Consider the following 14592-nt stretch of genomic DNA (forward strand, 5'->3'; position numbering starts at 1 on the left):
GCGGCCATGTCTGAGAAAACTTTTCTGGTGGAAATCGGCACTGAAGAGCTGCCACCAAAAGCACTGCGCAGCCTGGCTGAGTCCTTTGCTGCAAACTTTACCGCGGAGCTGGATAACGCTGGCATTGCGCACGGCAACGTTGAGTGGTTCGCTGCGCCGCGTCGTCTGGCGCTGAAAGTCGCGAATCTGGCGGAATCTCAACCCGATCGTGAAGTTGAAAAACGCGGTCCGGCCATTGCCCAGGCGTTTGACGCTGAAGGCAAACCGAGCAAAGCGGCAGAAGGTTGGGCACGTGGCTGCGGCATCACGGTTGATCAGGCTGAGCGTCTGACTACCGACAAAGGCGAATGGCTGCTGTATCGCGCGCATGTGAAAGGCGAAAGCGCTGAAACGCTGCTGCCAAACATGATTGCCACTTCGCTGGCGAAGCTGCCGATCCCGAAACTGATGCGCTGGGGCGCGTCTGACGTTCACTTCGTGCGTCCGGTTCACACCGTGACTCTGCTGCTGGGCGACAAAGTTATTCCGGCAACGATTCTGGGCATTCAGTCCGATCGTGTGATCCGTGGACACCGCTTTATGGGCGAGCCGGAATTCACTATCGATTCTGCCGATCAGTATCCGGAAATCCTGCGTGAGCGCGGCAAAGTCATTGCGGATTACGCTGAGCGTAAAGCGAAAATCAAAGCCGATGCTGAAGAAGCGGCGCGTAAGATTGGCGGTAACGCTGACCTGAGCGAAAGCCTGCTGGAAGAAGTCACCTCGCTGGTAGAATGGCCGGTAGTGCTTACCGCGAAATTCGAAGAGAAATTCCTCGCTGTTCCGTCTGAAGCGCTGGTACACACCATGAAAGGTGACCAGAAGTACTTCCCGGTTTATGCGAACGACGGCAAATTGCTGCCGAACTTTATCTTCGTTGCCAACATCGAATCGAAAGATCCGACCCAGATTATCTCCGGTAACGAGAAGGTTGTTCGTCCGCGTCTGGCGGATGCCGAGTTCTTCTTCAATACCGACCGTAAAAAACGCCTTGAAGACCATCTGCCGCGTCTGCAAACCGTGCTGTTCCAACAGCAACTGGGTACGCTGCGCGACAAGACTGACCGTATCCAGGCGCTGGCGGGCTGGATTGCTGGTCAAATTGGCGCTGACGTTAACCACGCAACGCGTGCTGGCCTGCTGTCCAAGTGCGACCTGATGACCAACATGGTCTTCGAGTTCACCGACACCCAGGGCGTGATGGGAATGCACTACGCGCGTCACGATGGCGAAGCGGAAGATGTTGCTGTGGCGCTGAACGAGCAGTATCAGCCGCGTTTTGCCGGTGATGACCTGCCGTCTAACCCGGTGGCTTGTGCCGTGGCGATTGCTGACAAGATGGACACCCTGGCGGGTATCTTCGGTATTGGTCAGCATCCGAAAGGCGACAAAGACCCGTTTGCGCTGCGTCGTGCTGCGCTGGGCGTGCTGCGTATCATCGTTGAGAAGAACCTGAATCTGGATCTGCAAACGCTGACGGAAGAGGCTGTTCGTCTGTATGGCGACAAGCTGACCAACGCCAACGTGGTGGATGACGTTATCGACTTTATGCTTGGTCGCTTCCGCGCCTGGTATCAGGACGAAGGTTATACCGTCGATACCATTCAGGCCGTGCTGGCGCGTCGTCCGACTCGTCCGGCTGATTTCGACGCACGTATGAAGGCGGTTTCGCACTTCCGTACACTGGAGGCCGCGTCCGCGCTGGCTGCCGCGAACAAACGTGTATCGAACATCCTGGCGAAGTCTGAAGAAACGCTGAATGACCGTGTGAATGCGGCAACGCTGAAAGAGCCGGAAGAAATTGCGCTGGCGATGCAGGTTGTGGTGCTGCGCGATAAGCTGGAGCCAGTTTTCGCCGCTGGCCATTACCAGGAAGCGCTGGTTGAGTTAGCGGAACTGCGTGAGCCGGTTGATGCGTTCTTCGAGAAAGTGATGGTCAACGTAGAAGATAAAGATCTGCGTATCAACCGTCTCTCCATGCTCGAAAAACTGCGCGAACTGTTCCTGCGCGTGGCGGATATTTCGCTGCTGCAGTAACGGTCCTGAGCTGACTTAGAAAATGCCGGATAAGCATTGCGCCATCCGGCATTTTTTTATGTTGTTAGCGCAGCTGTAATTTAGTCAGACAGGTCTGGCTGTCTTCCATGGTCTTAATGGGATACTCCGCTTTTTTGCCGTTGTAGCTTACTGCGATGGTGCCTGCCATATTGCGCGGTAGCCAAACCCCGACGAAGCCATTTCGACCGCTCTTCATCTCTTTTTGTAGCACTACGTCACCCTTGTTATCCGTCACTTTGACATTGAATGTCTTCTCCGGCATTTCGCCCTGGCAACCGGAAAGGCTGTGGTTGAAGCAAGGATGTGTTTGCCATTCATAAGGGGCAAATGACAGATAGAACTTGTCACCGAGCGACAGGGTATAGATCTGATCGCCTGAAGATAGCTTCAGTTCAGTGCTGGTGACGGATGCCGAGTAGGGCAGTGGGCGGCTCTGGGGAGACTGGTCAATGGCCTCGACGATTTGCTCGACGGATTTTCCGCTGAGCCCGTGTTCCGCCAAAAAAGTGGCTTCAGGGGTTGCGGCGAACGCGCTACCGGTGGTGAGTAAACCTAAAACCAGCAGCAATGAGGATTTCGACATAGCTTCAATTCCTTGTGAACATTGTGGAATACAGACTTGCTCACTATAAAGCTTGCCCTTAGGGAAAGGTCAAAGGGGCGACGGGTAAAGTAATGCAAAGACGCATGTGGGCGAGGCGTTTTAAGAAGTACAAATAAAAAAAATCCCCGCCGTTTGGCAGGGATTCAGAATCTTGAGCTTTTTAAGCTTACAGGCTGGTTACGTTGCCAGCTGCCGGGCCTTTAGCGCCGCTTTCGATGGTGAAGGAAACTTTCTGACCTTCGTCCAGAGATTTGTAGCCATCGTTCTGGATAGCAGAGAAGTGTACGAACACGTCTTTAGAGCCATCGTCAGGAGTGATGAAGCCGAAACCTTTGTCAGCGTTGAACCATTTTACGATACCAGTCATTTTACCGGACATAGTGTATTACCTTTTAAAAAATAAGTGTGCCTTTCGGCGATATGGCGTGCTTTACAGATTTTTTAACAGTAAAGGAAATGCTCACTACGAAGGGTATCAACGATAACTCTTGAAGGGACTTGCCTTACTAACTGCTGTAATGGTCTGTACGTCAAACCGTTGAGGGCATTAACTCATTTTACGCATGTGGATGCAACTACTATTTTCTTTTTTGTGGATAACCTTCGTAAGGGAACGGCCCCGTTACAGGACCGTTCTTAAGCAAAATTGAAAAATAGTTCAATCCATCAGTTGCTTACTTAATCTTGGATCTGCCTGGATCAGGCGCATTAACTTCAATTCGGTAGTGGAAGGCTTTACGCGTTTAGACTCCCATTCATGAACCATCGCGACTGTCACGCCCATTACTCGGGCAAAATCATCTGTTTTTAAACCCGTCCCTCGTCGTAACTGTTCAAATTCGGTGAAAGGGTTGGTTTTTTGCGTCAGAGTGACCGTCTGCGATACATCTTTAAAAACAATCTGCTCCAGACTGCTCAGCAGTTCAAACATAGGATCTTTGTATTCCATTGAGAACTCCTACAAATCACACAGCGGGATCGTGAATTTCTTCGAAGCTCATTAAGAGTAGTCGGAAAAAATGAAGTCGGATTCGGGGTTTGAGAGATGGATTCGTTTCAGCAAACGGTGGGCAACAATCTTTCGCAGGCTAACAAACTGATAAAGGTCGGGATCTCCGAACGATCGATTCCGATTGTAAAGATGACTAAAATATGACGCCGAGTAGTAAATGCAGCATTGTTTAGCAAAACGAACGGTGGTGGGAACGGTTATTTTCCCCCACAAGATTATGCGGAAAGGGTATCTTGCGGGGCTGACCTGGACTATCCTTGTTAACGTCAGGCACGCGGGTGTCGTTGTGCGCATTTTTGGGTGAAAGGAGTATTAAAATGGCGACAGGTAAGTCCTGCTCTCGCTGGTTTGCGCCTGTTTTGGCGCTCTTAATGGTAGTTGGCCTGAGTGGGTGTTTTGATAAAGAAGGCGATCAACGCAAAGCGTTTATCGATTTTCTGCAGAATACTGCAATGCGTAGCGGAGAGCGTTTACCAACGCTGACCGCCGATCAGAAAAAACAGTTTGGCCCGTTTGTGTCCGATTACGCGATTCTGTATGGCTATTCGCAGCAGGTTAATCAGGCGATGGACTCCGGTCTGCGTCCGGTGGTTGATAGCGTAAATGCGATTCGTGTTCCTCAGGATTATGTGACTCAGCGTGAGCCGCTGCGTCAGGCAAATGGTGCGCTAGGTGTATTAGGGCAACAGTTGCAGAATGCGAAACTACAGGCAGATGCTGCGCATGGCGCGCTGAAGCAGGGCGAAGATCTGAAGCCGGTCTTTGACCAGGTTTACAATAAAGTCGTCACTGTACCTGCAGAGGCGTTACAGCCGCTGATCCCTGCAGCGCAAATCTTCACGCAGCAGTTAGTGCAGGTTGGTGATTTTGTGGCGCAGCAGGATACGCAGGTGAGCTTTGTCGCCAACGGTATCCAGTTCCCAACGTCACAGCAGGCAAGTCAGTACAACACGCTGATTGGCCCGTTGGCTTCTCAACATCAAGCATTTAACCAGGCCTGGACTGCTGCGGTGAATGCCGCTCAGTAATTAAGCCGCTGTAAGATATGAAGGGCCGGGTGAGCGTAAGCGCTACCCGGCCTTTTGTTTATGGTGCGACCTGCGGGTTTACGCAGTTCTTCTCAACGCGTCCTTGCAGCGCATCGATTAAGTTATCCACCGCACAGGCCGCCATGTTATAGCGCGTTTCGTGCGTGGCTGAACCAATGTGCGGCACAGCAACCACGTTTGGCAGCGACAGCAGCGGTGAGTCAGCCGGTAATGGCTCCTGCTCAAACACATCCAGGCCAGCGGCATGAATTTCACCGTTTTGCAGGGCGGCAATCAGTGCTTTTTCATCGACCACCGGCCCACGTCCGGCGTTAATGAAAATGGCGGAAGACTTCATTTTGGCAAACTGTTCGGTGCTGAACAGATGATGCGTTTCGTCGGTTAACGGCAGGATCAGGCAGACAAAATCGGATTCTTGTAACAGCGTATCGAGGTCGCAGTAGCGCGCATTGAAGCGTTCTTCTGCTTCCTGATGATGACGGCGCGCATTATAGAGAATCGGCATGCTAAAGCCGAAATGCGCACGTTGTGCCAGCGCCAGCCCAATGCGGCCCATTCCGACAATCCCCAGCGTTTTGTGGTGCACATCCGTACCGAACCAGTCCGGCCCGATACTTTTGGTCCATTCACCGACCTTCACGCGTTCAGCCACTTCTACCACGCGGCGAGCGGTACTTAACACCAGCGCCATCACCGTATCGGCGACGGTTTCTGTCAGTACGGTTGGCGTGTGCATCAACAGCACCTTACGCGCGTTAAGGGCATCGACGTCGAAGTTGTCATAGCCGACGGAAATCGTGGAGGTCGCACGCAGTTTCGGCATTTTCTCCAGTAGAGCGGTATTGACGGCTTCACTGGAGCCCAGCAGACCTTCCGCATTGGCAAAAGCCTCAGCGTGCTGTGCGACCGTTTCCGGGCGCAGGTTAGGCACCTGAGTCACAGTAAAATGCTCTTCCAGGCGATGCAGTAAATCGTCAGGTAACGCTTTATAGAGAATAATGGACGGCTTCATGCGAATCTCCGTAAGTTAAAATTTAAGCGTGGCGTGCGCCAATAGGTAGCTGTTGATTATTAGCAGGCTCAGGCCGAGTCCTGCCGTTGCACACGCACGTCGCTGGCGGTTATTTTTGCCCAGTGCAAGGCATGAGCAGAGAAGTTTGGTGAACCAAACGAGCTGGGAGTAACGCCGCAATGGGCAAAAATAGCCCCAGCCCTTCGGGACACGCGTCAGAACCACGAACTCTTCGTTGTCTGGCTTGGGCATAGTTCACTATGCCCAGCGCCCTCCGCCTTGATTACGCGGTTCTGCCACAGTGTCGACGGTGTGTTCAATGGCAGGACTCGGCCTCACAATGAGAGTTAGCCATACTGAGACAAAAAGCGCTACCCCCATAAAAATGTACGAGGCGGACGGGCTGCCGGTAGCGCCATTGAGGTAGCCGACAAACCATGAACCAAAGAATGAGCCTAGTGCGCCCATACTGTTAATCAGCGCCATTGCACCCCCGGCAACGTTACGCGGCAGCATTTCCGGAATGATGGCAAAGAAAGGACCATAAGGGGCATACATTGCCGCACCCGCAATAACCAACAGCGTGTAAGAAATCCAGAAGTGGTCTGCGCCCACGGCCCAGGAGCCGATAAAAGCGAAAGCAGCTATCAGTAACAGTGGCCAGACAAACAGCTTACGATTTTGCAGTTTATCGGAGGCCCAGGAAACGAGGATCATCGCCGCAGTCGCCGCCAGATAAGGTACGGATGACAGCCAGCCAACCTCAACCATCCCCAGATTTGCACCGCCGTTGCGGATAATCGACGGCAGCCACAGGACAAAACCATAGACGCCAATACTCCAGGTGAAATACTGCATACACAGCAGGATGACGTTACGTGAGCGGAAAGCCTCGCTATAGTTCCGTACGGCTTTGATGCCTTGCTGCTCTTTTTCCAGTTGTGCCTGAAGGGCGGCTTTTTCAGATTCTGACAGCCAACCGACCTGAGACGGTTTGTCTTTTACCAGCACCCACCAGCAGAACGCCCAGATGATGGCCGGGAAGCCCTCGATGATGAACATTTCCCGCCAGCCCAGTGCCTGGATCAGATACCCGGAAACCACGGACATCCACAGGACGGTAACCGGGTTACCGAGGATCAGGAAAGTGTTTGCGCGCGAACGTTCGGACTTCGTAAACCAGTTACTGATATAAATCAGCATTGCGGGCATCACGGCGGCTTCAACGACGCCAAGAATAAAGCGGATGGCGGCAAGCATTGGAATATTGCTGACCATGCCGGTTAACGACGCACAGGCACCCCAGAGGATCAGACAGACAAAAATCAGTTTTCGTACGCTGCGGCGTTCGGCGTAAATTGCGCCCGGGATCTGAAAGAAGAAGTAGCCGAGGAAAAACAGCGCGCCCAGCAGGGAAGAGATCCCTTTGGTAATGCCGAGGTCCTCGTTGATACCTGCGGCGGAGGCGAAGCTGAAGTTCGCGCGGTCAAGGTACGCCAGGCTATACGTGATAAACACGATTGGCATGATGTACCACCAGCGTTTTGCTGCATTAGTTGAGCTATTCATAGACTGCCCTCTGGTTATACTGATACGCCGCCTCTGAATGTAGGGTACAGAGACAGAGTTGGCCGGGAATTTATTCCCCTAATTGTTCACGTGTGGGTAATCCTTCGCTGTCGCCCTGAACCTGAATGGCCAGTGCGCCAATTTTATTGCCGCGGGTCACCGCCTGATGCAGCGAGCGGCCTTCCAGCAGGGCGCTAATAACGCCCACGGCAAAGCCATCGCCTGCGCCGACGGTGTCGACCACGTTGTCGACTTTTACCGGTGCGACGCAGCCCTGCTCGCCGTTGGCGGCTTTATACCAGGCGCCATCGGCCCCTGTTTTGATGATCACGGCCTTCACCCCGTGGCGCAGATAAAAGTCGGCGATGGCTTCAGGCGTCTGCTGACCGGTTAAAATCATGCCCTCTTTTAATCCAGGCAAAACCCAGTCGGCCTGGAATGCCAAACGGTTCAGTTTTTCCACCATCTCGGCTTCGCTTTTCCACAGCACAGGGCGTAAATTCGGGTCGAACGAGATGGTCTTCCCTTGTGCTTTCAGTGTGCGGGCGGTATGGGCTAACAGTTCATAAGAGCTGGCAGAAAGTGCCGCCGCTACGCCGCTCAGGTGCAGGTGGCGCGCGCTGGCGAAGTAGGCTTCGTGATAATCCTCAATGCTGAGGTGGCTGGCAGCGGAACCTTTGCGGAAGTATTCCACAATGGGATCGGTTCCATTTTCGACCTTAGATTTAAGCTGAAAGCCGGTAGCGTAACGCTCGTCCTGGGTGACTCCCTGCGCATCAATCCCTTCTTTTTCCAGCGACTTAACGATAAAACGGCCAAAACTGTCGTTGCCTACACGGCTTACCCAACCGACCTTCAGGCCCAGCCGGGCAAGACCGGTCGCCACATTGAGTTCAGCGCCAGCAACGCGCTTGATAAACTGCTCCACATCCGCCAGTTCGCCGGTTTGCGTGGCGACAAACATCGCCATCGCTTCACCAATAGTGACCACATCCAGTGAATTTTTCATGCGTTACTCCTCGCGTAACAACTCGACGTAACGGCGAGTAACCGCCGCCAAATCCTGCCCTTCCAGGGGAAACTCAATGCCGCGTGGAACATCGCCCGGCAGCGTTTTCAACAGCGTCAGCCAGCGCGGATCGGCTGCATCAGGCGGTACGGCACGGTAGCTGTCGCGATGTGCAACGGCGGCTTTGACATGGATATACCCAACGGTTGACGCCAGTTTCTGCGCCGCCTGTTCCGGGGAGTCGCCCACCCACAGCCAGTTGCCCATATCGAAGGTCAGAGATATCGGCAGATTTTGCGTCTGGCAGGCTTCGTTAAAGCGCTGCATCGGCTTCAGGCGTCCGCAGGCGGTCTGATCGTTTTCGACAACCAGTTCCATTCCGCTGTTGTCCAGCCATTCGCGTAACACGTTGAACTGTTCGGTATGGGAGAAATGACCGAGGGAGACTTTTAGCCACAGCGCCTGCAGGGCCTGTGCTTCTTCAAGTAGCGCAGGAAGTCGGGGATTGAGGCTACCGTCCTCAAGGAACAACGGCTCAGGCGCTGAGTAACAGGCCAGCAGGCCGAAAATTTCGATAGCAGATGCCACCGTAGACAGCGTGTGCAGCTCGGCGTCGGTCAGCAATTCGCGGCGGATTTCGACGCCGTCAGCACCGGCTTCAGCGATAATGGGCAGCATTGCCGTTTGCCCGCCAGCGGCCCGTACCTGGTCATGGCCGTAAGCGGCGGTGACCACCATAATTTTTCTTTTCATGGAAACTCCAGACTAGCGTTCTTGCTATAACGCTAGATGGAACCGGTTCCAAAGAAAAGCTTATGATGTTGAATTTATGATCACCATCACGAAGGAAATTTAACGGGCGGTAGAGCCGCGAACGATTAGTTCGCCGGAGAAGACCTGTTCCTGAATGGCAGCAGGGCCGCCATCGATCCGGCGTACAACCTGCTCAACGGCGGTGTAGCCAATCTGCCAGGTAGGTTGTTTCAACGTGGTAATACCAACGCCCGCCAGTTCGGCCCATTCCAGTTCGTCAAAACCGAGCAGGCCGATATCGCTGCCCCAGTTAAGGCCAATGCGTTTCAGGGCGCGGGCAACCTGTAGTGTGAGAGCGCCATTGGCTGAGATAACGGCTTTGCGCATTCCCCGGTGCTGCTGGTGGAACTGGCGCAGGGTTTCGTCCAACTGCGTATTGTCCGTGAGCGGGACTTCGGCATTTTGTGCGATAACGCCGGGGTACTGTGCGAGGGTGGCGCGAAAAGCGCTCAGGCGTTCGCGGCGGGTATTCACCATGCCGAGCGGTTCGCTGAGGAACAGGATGGCTTCAAAACCTTGTTCGACCAGATGTTCCGTGGCAACCGTTGCCGCCTGGGTGTTATCCAGCCCGACCATATCACAGGCGAAATCGGGAATTTTACGGTCAATCAGCACCATCGGCAGCGCAGACTGCTGCAGGCGGTTCAGCCCCTCTTCGCGCATCCCGACGGCGTTGACCACAATCCCTTCGACCTGGTAGCTGCGCAGCAGGTCAAGATAATGCAGTTCCTGATCCACTTCGTTGTTGGTGTTACACACCAGCGGGGTAAAGCCTTTATCGCGGCAGGCGGCTTCAATGCCGCTTAACACGTTGACGGAGTAGGGATTGGTAATATCGGCGATGATCAGGCCAATCAGGCGGGTACGACCGTGTTTCAGTCCTCTTGCCATCAGGCTGGGACGGTAGTCGAGATCGGCAATGGCTTGTTCAATGCGGGCCAGTAGCGCGTCGGAAAGCAGGTGCTTTTCACCGTTGAGATAGCGTGAAATGCTGGTCTTGCCGGTTTTTGCGGCTTTCGCCACATCGCTGATGGTTGCCCGTGTTGATTTGCTCATCGCTGATTTCCCTGAATTTCGTGTGAATACCTTAGCGGGAAAATCTGACGAAGCAAGTAATTTGCCCGGTGGCGCTGCGCTTACCGGGCCTACTTGTCGAACGTAGGCCGGGTAAGGCGAAGCTGCCACCCGGCTCAACGATTACTGCATAGGACTCAACGTAATCTCAACGCGACGGTTTTGCGCTTTACCTTCCGCCGTGCTGTTGCTGGCGATCGGATTTGACGGACCCATGCCCTGAGTGCGGATACGATTAGCGGCAACCCCTTGCGTGATTAAGGCGCTGGCCACGGAGTCCGCGCGTTGCTGAGACAGACGCATATTCAGATCCTGGCTGCCGGTGCTGTCGGTGAAGCCCAGCACGTTGACGGCGGTTTTATTGTACTCTTTCAGTACCATTGCCACGCCGGTCAGGGTGTTGGCACCAGCAGGTTTCAGGTTGGCGCTACTACTGTCGAAGGTGACGTTATTCGGCATATTCAGAATGATGTTATCGCCACTACGCGTCACGCTGACGCCCGTTCCCTGCATTTTGTCGCGCAGTTTGGCTTCCTGCACGTCCATGTAATAACCGACACCGCCGCCAACGGCCGCACCCGCCGCCGCGCCAATCAGTGCGCCTTTACCGCGATCTTTCTTCGAAGAAGAGAGTGCGCCAATGCCCGCGCCGACCAGAGAGCCAATACCCGCGCCAATGCCGGATTTACCTGCTTCGCGTTCGCCGGTGTAAGGGTTTGTTGTGCAGCCAGAAACCGCCAGGGCGCCGCTCACGATGGCAGCAATAACAAAAACACGTTTCTTCATCTTAATTCCTTAATGACTTTTTCTTCTTTGCCACAGCGACCGTGGCGGTTGATTATGACGTGTGAACATGAAGAAAATTCCAGGGAAGACTCTGAAATTTGTAAGTAACATTGAACGGCATAATAAATAAGTCGTCACATCGCATTCAGGAGCGCCATCTTGGCTAATTCACCCGCACATTACTCGGTGTTAACCGCCGCCCACTGGGGACCAATTCTCGTCGACACCGATGGTGAGACGGTTTTCTCCTCGCGTGGCGCGCTGCCCACTTCCCATCCCAACTCTTTGCAAACCGTGGTGCGCGACCAGGTTCACAGTAAAACGCGGGTACGTTTTCCAATGGTGCGTAAAGGCTTTCTCGCCTCGCCGGAGAATCCCCAGGGCGTGCGTGGGCAGGATGAATTTGTTCGCGTCAGTTGGGACGACGCGCTGAATCTTATCCATACGCAGCATAAACGCATCCGTGACAGCAACGGCCCGGCCTCGATTTTTGCCGGTTCCTACGGCTGGCGCTCTAACGGCGTGTTACACAAAGCGGCAACCCTGCTACAACGCTATATGGCGCTGGCAGGCGGTTATACCGGGCATCTGGGGGATTATTCGACAGGGGCTGCGCAGGCGATCATGCCGTACGTGGTGGGCGGTAACGAAGTTTACCAGCAGCAAACCAGCTGGCCAGTGGTGCTTGAGAACAGCGAGGTGGTGGTGTTATGGAGCGCTAATCCGCTGAATACACTGAAGATTGCCTGGAACGCGTCCGATGAGCAGGGGCTTGCTTACTTTGAGGCTTTGCGCGACAGCGGTAAACGGTTGATCTGTATCGATCCGATGCGATCGGAAAGCGTCGAATTCTTTGGCGAAAAGATGGAATGGATTGCCCCGCATATGGGGACCGACGTGGCGCTGATGCTGGGCATCGCGCATACGCTGGTGGAAAACGGCTGGCATGACGAGGATTTTCTCGCCCGGTGTACCACCGGCTATGACCGTTTTGCAAACTATCTGTTGGGTAAATCTGATGATGTTGTGAAAACGGCAGAGTGGGCTGCGGAGATTTGCGGTATACCCGCAACAAAAATACGCGAACTTGCGGCGATATTTCACCAAAATACCACCATGCTGATGGCCGGATGGGGGATGCAGCGCCAACAGTATGGTGAGCAGAAACACTGGATGATCGTCACCCTGGCCGCCATGCTCGGGCAAATCGGGACGCCAGGCGGCGGTTTTGGGCTGTCGTACCATTTTGCCAACGGAGGCAACCCAACGCGCCGGGCTGCGGTGCTGGCTTCAATGCAGGGCAGCGTTAAAGGCGGTACCGACGCGGTAGATAAAATCCCGGTGGCGCGAATTGTTGAAGCGCTGGAAAATCCCGGTGGTTTTTACCAGCACAACGGCATGGACCGCCATTTCCCGGACATCCGCATGTTGTGGTGGGCTGGTGGCGCTAACTTCACCCATCATCAAGACACTAACCGTTTAATTCGCGCCTGGCAAAAACCGGAGCTGGTGGTTATCTCGGAGTGTTTCTGGACCGCCGCAGCGAAGCATGCCGATATCGTACTGCCGGCGACCACCTCCTTTGAGCGCAATGATTTGACCATGACCGGCGACTACAGCAACCAGCACCTGGTGCCGATGAAGCAGGTTGTGCCGCCGCAGGACGAAGCGCGAAATGATTATGATGTTTTTGCCGAGCTGAGTGAACGCTGGGAAGAGGGCGGTTACGAGCGATTCACCGAAGGCAAAAGCGAGCTGGAATGGCTGGAGACGTTTTACAATATTGCCGGGCAACGTGGGGCCAGTCAGCAGGTGACATTGCCGCCTTTCGCCGAGTTTTGGCAGCGCAACGCCCTGATCGAAATGCCGGAAAATGCCGCCAGCGCGCAGTTTATCCGTTTTGCGGATTTTCGCCGCGACCCGCAGGCTCATCCGCTGAAAACGTACAGCGGAAAAATTGAAATCTACTCCGCGAGGATTGCTGGTTACGGCTACGCGGACTGTGCGGGGCACCCGATGTGGCTGGAGCCGGATGAGTGGTTCGGTAACGCCGAACCGGACCAGCTACAGCTGCTTTCCGCCCATCCGGCGCACCGTTTGCATAGTCAGCTTAACTACAGTGCGCTACGTGAGCAGTACGCGGTAGCGGATCGTGAGCCGGTAACGATTCATCCGCAGGATGCCCACGCACGCGGCATTGCGGATGGCGATACGGTCAGGGTGTGGAACCAGCGTGGTCAAGTTCTGGCGGGCGCGGTGGTGACGGCGGGTATTAAACCCGGCGTTATCTGTATTCATGAAGGCGCCTGGCCTGATTTGGATCTCGCAGCGAACGGTATTTGTAAAAATGGCGCCGTCAACGTGCTGACCAAAGATCTCCCCAGCTCGAAGCTGGGGAATGGCTGCGCGGGCAACACCGCGCTGGCGTGGCTTGAAAAATACAACGGACCCACGTTGACGCTTACGGCGTTTGATCCGCCTGCCAGCCCATAATCCACGTGGGATGGTGAGTCTCTTCCTGCCATGCGCCGTCTTCAATGCGAAAACCCAGCGCATGGTAGAAGTTCACCGCTGATTGATTCTTCTGGTAGACCTCCAGGCTTAGTAACGAAAAGCGCTGCTGCACATGCTGCACCAGCGCTTTGCCGATCCCGCTTCTGATGGCGGCAGGCGCGACAAACAGCGCGCCGAGGAAGCGGTCATCAATGACGCTGACAAAACCTTTGAGCTCGCCTTCTTCTTCCCACACCCAGGTTTGCGCGGCTGGCAGATAAACATCCCGCACCACTGATTCACTTTCGCGCCAGTAGCGCTCTTCGATAAACGGATGGGCATGGATTGTGCTTTCCATCCACAGCGTCAGAATCGCTGGTATATCTTCAGCCTTTGATTCACGAATCATGTTGTTCTCCCGGATAACAGATGCAGCTGGTGACATGATCGTTGACCAGGCCGCATGCCTGCATAAAGGAGTAACAAATGGTGGTGCCGACAAACTTAAAACCGCGTTTTTTTAACGCTTTAGACAGCGCGTCTGACGCAGGCGTGGAGGTGGGAATATCGCTCAGGTTGGCGGCGCGGGTCACTTGTGGTTGGTTATCAACAAATGACCAGACGAACTCGCTAAACGACTCTCCGTTTTGTGCCATCGTCAGAAAGGCACGAGCGTTGCCGATAATGGCCTGAATTTTTCCGCGATGGCGAATTATGCTGGCATCCAGTACCAGCCTTTCCACATCCTCTTCGGTCATGGCCGCCACTTTTTCCGGGTCAAAATGGTGGAAAGCGTGGCGATAATTTTCCCGTTTCTTGAGTACAGTAATCCACGATAACCCGGCCTGCTGGCCTTCGAGGCAGATCATTTCGAACAGCTTTTTGCCATCGGTTTCGGGGACGCCCCATTCCTTGTCGTGGTAGGCAATGTAAAGTGGATCCTGACTGACCCATCCGCAACGCTGCATATTCTTCCTCGCTGTTTTTACTGGCGTAAAAATTTCATTCGGCCCGCCTTGACGCGCCAGCTAAAAAGACAATATTTAATACAAGGCCTGCTGGCCCAAATACTTC

The 14592-nt window shown here is 54.2% G+C and carries 14 protein-coding genes; 3 read left to right on the forward strand and 11 right to left on the reverse strand.

Annotated elements, in window-relative coordinates; translation table 11 throughout:
* Positions 1-6 precede the first annotated feature (6 nt).
* Positions 7-2076: a glycine--tRNA ligase subunit beta gene (gene glyS, locus SK39_RS12570; protein WP_003837705.1), complete on the forward strand. Its 2070-nt coding sequence runs from the start codon at positions 7-9 to the stop codon at positions 2074-2076.
* A 64-nt stretch (positions 2077-2140) separates the two neighbouring features.
* Here the strand turns inward: glyS and cueP are convergent, their stop codons facing one another.
* The 3 genes from cueP to SK39_RS12585 form a co-directional block, all read right to left on the reverse strand.
* A complete protein-coding gene (cueP, locus tag SK39_RS12575) occupies positions 2141-2680 on the reverse strand; it encodes a copper-binding periplasmic metallochaperone CueP (protein WP_048217063.1) in 540 nt (179 codons plus the stop codon).
* A gap of 187 nt (positions 2681-2867) precedes the next feature.
* Positions 2868-3080, reverse strand: a complete 213-nt coding sequence (gene cspE / locus SK39_RS12580; RefSeq protein ID WP_000014594.1) for a transcription antiterminator/RNA stability regulator CspE — start codon at positions 3078-3080, stop codon at positions 2868-2870.
* A 279-nt stretch (positions 3081-3359) separates the two neighbouring features.
* Complete coding sequence (locus SK39_RS12585; protein ID WP_003024273.1) at positions 3360-3650, reverse strand: HTH-type transcriptional regulator; 291 nt, start codon at positions 3648-3650, stop codon at positions 3360-3362.
* A 380-nt stretch (positions 3651-4030) separates the two neighbouring features.
* On the opposite strand from SK39_RS12585, the gene SK39_RS12590 reads away from it, so the two are divergent.
* Positions 4031-4741, forward strand: a complete 711-nt coding sequence (locus tag SK39_RS12590; protein ID WP_003837709.1) for a DUF3053 domain-containing protein — start codon at positions 4031-4033, stop codon at positions 4739-4741.
* A gap of 58 nt (positions 4742-4799) precedes the next feature.
* Here the strand turns inward: SK39_RS12590 and ghrB are convergent, their stop codons facing one another.
* The 6 genes from ghrB to SK39_RS12620 form a co-directional block, all read right to left on the reverse strand.
* Positions 4800-5774, reverse strand: a complete 975-nt coding sequence (gene ghrB, locus SK39_RS12595; protein ID WP_032950490.1) for a glyoxylate/hydroxypyruvate reductase GhrB — start codon at positions 5772-5774, stop codon at positions 4800-4802.
* Between the two features lie 258 nt (positions 5775-6032).
* Positions 6033-7343 carry an MFS transporter gene (locus SK39_RS12600; protein ID WP_032939182.1) on the reverse strand — a complete coding sequence of 437 codons (1311 nt, stop codon included), beginning with the start codon at positions 7341-7343 and terminating at the stop codon, positions 6033-6035.
* Between the two features lie 70 nt (positions 7344-7413).
* Positions 7414-8352, reverse strand: a complete 939-nt coding sequence (locus tag SK39_RS12605; protein ID WP_046671000.1) for a sugar kinase — start codon at positions 8350-8352, stop codon at positions 7414-7416.
* Between the two features lie 3 nt (positions 8353-8355).
* The gene (locus tag SK39_RS12610) at positions 8356-9105 is read right to left on the reverse strand and encodes a sugar phosphate isomerase/epimerase family protein (RefSeq protein WP_003024284.1); all 750 of its coding nucleotides are present in this window, start codon (positions 9103-9105) and stop codon (positions 8356-8358) included.
* A gap of 99 nt (positions 9106-9204) precedes the next feature.
* Positions 9205-10221: a LacI family DNA-binding transcriptional regulator gene (locus SK39_RS12615; protein WP_044700393.1), complete on the reverse strand. Its 1017-nt coding sequence runs from the start codon at positions 10219-10221 to the stop codon at positions 9205-9207.
* A 141-nt stretch (positions 10222-10362) separates the two neighbouring features.
* Complete coding sequence (locus SK39_RS12620; protein WP_003837719.1) at positions 10363-11025, reverse strand: OmpA family lipoprotein; 663 nt, start codon at positions 11023-11025, stop codon at positions 10363-10365.
* 159 nt (positions 11026-11184) lie between these two features.
* Between SK39_RS12620 and SK39_RS12625 the strand changes: the two genes are divergently transcribed.
* The gene (locus SK39_RS12625; RefSeq protein WP_044700390.1) at positions 11185-13518 is read left to right on the forward strand and encodes a molybdopterin guanine dinucleotide-containing S/N-oxide reductase; all 2334 of its coding nucleotides are present in this window, start codon (positions 11185-11187) and stop codon (positions 13516-13518) included.
* On the opposite strand, the gene SK39_RS12630 is transcribed toward SK39_RS12625, so the two are convergent.
* Together SK39_RS12630 and tag are read right to left on the reverse strand one after the other, a co-directional pair.
* Positions 13487-13927 carry an N-acetyltransferase gene (locus tag SK39_RS12630; RefSeq protein ID WP_003846105.1) on the reverse strand — a complete coding sequence of 147 codons (441 nt, stop codon included), beginning with the start codon at positions 13925-13927 and terminating at the stop codon, positions 13487-13489. The two genes, SK39_RS12625 and SK39_RS12630, sit on opposite strands and share 32 nt — an antisense overlap.
* The gene (tag, locus tag SK39_RS12635; protein ID WP_044700387.1) at positions 13917-14486 is read right to left on the reverse strand and encodes a DNA-3-methyladenine glycosylase I; all 570 of its coding nucleotides are present in this window, start codon (positions 14484-14486) and stop codon (positions 13917-13919) included. The genes SK39_RS12630 and tag overlap by 11 nt, the downstream gene beginning before the upstream one ends.
* Positions 14487-14592: the final 106 nt, after the last annotated feature.

Source organism: Citrobacter sp. BIDMC107 (assembly GCF_001037575.1).
Lineage (GTDB): Bacteria > Pseudomonadota > Gammaproteobacteria > Enterobacterales > Enterobacteriaceae > Citrobacter > Citrobacter freundii.

Coding starts and splice junctions, on each gene's coding strand:
- glyS (WP_003837705.1), top strand. CDS start 7: ATGTCTGAGAAAACTTTTCTGGTGGAAATCGGCACTGAAGAGCTGCCA.
- cueP (WP_048217063.1), bottom strand. CDS start 2,680: ATGTCGAAATCCTCATTGCTGCTGGTTTTAGGTTTACTCACCACCGGT.
- cspE (WP_000014594.1), bottom strand. CDS start 3,080: ATGTCCGGTAAAATGACTGGTATCGTAAAATGGTTCAACGCTGACAAA.
- SK39_RS12585 (WP_003024273.1), bottom strand. CDS start 3,650: ATGGAATACAAAGATCCTATGTTTGAACTGCTGAGCAGTCTGGAGCAG.
- SK39_RS12590 (WP_003837709.1), top strand. CDS start 4,031: ATGGCGACAGGTAAGTCCTGCTCTCGCTGGTTTGCGCCTGTTTTGGCG.
- ghrB (WP_032950490.1), bottom strand. CDS start 5,774: ATGAAGCCGTCCATTATTCTCTATAAAGCGTTACCTGACGATTTACTG.
- SK39_RS12600 (WP_032939182.1), bottom strand. CDS start 7,343: ATGAATAGCTCAACTAATGCAGCAAAACGCTGGTGGTACATCATGCCA.
- SK39_RS12605 (WP_046671000.1), bottom strand. CDS start 8,352: ATGAAAAATTCACTGGATGTGGTCACTATTGGTGAAGCGATGGCGATG.
- SK39_RS12610 (WP_003024284.1), bottom strand. CDS start 9,105: ATGAAAAGAAAAATTATGGTGGTCACCGCCGCTTACGGCCATGACCAG.
- SK39_RS12615 (WP_044700393.1), bottom strand. CDS start 10,221: ATGAGCAAATCAACACGGGCAACCATCAGCGATGTGGCGAAAGCCGCA.
- SK39_RS12620 (WP_003837719.1), bottom strand. CDS start 11,025: ATGAAGAAACGTGTTTTTGTTATTGCTGCCATCGTGAGCGGCGCCCTG.
- SK39_RS12630 (WP_003846105.1), bottom strand. CDS start 13,927: ATGATTCGTGAATCAAAGGCTGAAGATATACCAGCGATTCTGACGCTG.
- tag (WP_044700387.1), bottom strand. CDS start 14,486: ATGCAGCGTTGCGGATGGGTCAGTCAGGATCCACTTTACATTGCCTAC.